The following is an 864-nucleotide window of genomic DNA, read 5'->3' as shown; positions in this document are numbered from 1 at the left end:
GCCGAATCCGCGCTGGCGACGCTGGCGCGTCCCGTTGCCGAGCGGCTGGGGGCCGAAACGCAGGATACGGTGCATCTGGGCGTCCGCGCGGGCGCCGAAGTCCTGTACCTGGACAAGATTCCCGGGCAGCGCGGGCTGGAAATGCGCTCGCGGGTCGGGCAGCGCATGAAACTGGCCCTGACCGGGGTGGGGCGCGCCCTGATGCTGGACCTGTCCGAAGAGGAATGGCGGGCGCTGTATGAGTCCGGCCTTTCCGATCCGGCCCCGTCTGATCAGACATCGTCCGGTCAGGCATCCGGCGCCGCCGGCGAACGGTCTCCGCGGGACTGGGCGTCGTGGCTGGAGCGCATGCGAGCCTATCGGGCGAGCGGCTGCGTGTTCGACCTGGAGGACAACGAGGTCGGAATCCGCTGCGTCGCCGCCCCGGTGCGCGATGGGCAGGGGGCGATCGTCGCGGCGCTGAGCGTCGCCAGCGCCACGCCCTATCTGTCGCGCGAGCGGATGGATGCCCTGGCCCCGGTCGTGCGCCGCGCTGCGCGAGACGTGTCGGCCAGGCTGGGATGGCGGTCCGATGTCGCAGCGTCATGACGCGCCGCCCGACATGAGGGGCGATCCGGCGGCGGGGGCGCTGATCGGGATCGATTGGGGCACCTCGTCGCTTCGCGCCTGGCGCATGTCGGCCACCGGCGCGGTGCTGGCCGAGGCGCAGGCGCCCTGGGGCATCCTCAACCTGCCCGATGGCGGGTTCCCGGCCGCGCTGGCCAGGCTGCTGGCCGACCTGAACGGCGATGCCGGGCTGAAGCTGATCGCCTGCGGCATGGTCGGCAGCGCGAGCGGCTGGCACGAGGTCGCCTATGTCGATTG

General features: G+C 72.2%; 2 protein-coding genes. Both read left to right on the top strand.

Features of this window, described 5'->3' with window-relative positions; translation table 11 throughout:
- Positions 1-588: IclR family transcriptional regulator (locus HUK84_RS20510; RefSeq protein WP_176641837.1), on the top strand; the 588-nt coding region annotated here is incomplete at its 5' end.
- Positions 572-864: 2-dehydro-3-deoxygalactonokinase (locus HUK84_RS20505; RefSeq protein ID WP_246285803.1), on the top strand; the 293-nt coding region annotated here is incomplete at its 3' end. The genes HUK84_RS20510 and HUK84_RS20505, both read left to right, overlap by 17 nt.

Source organism: Nguyenibacter vanlangensis (assembly GCF_013376155.1).
GTDB lineage: Bacteria > Pseudomonadota > Alphaproteobacteria > Acetobacterales > Acetobacteraceae > Gluconacetobacter > Gluconacetobacter vanlangensis.
Note: the sequence above shows the minus strand (reverse complement) of the source record. Positions and strands in the feature narration are given on the sequence as shown.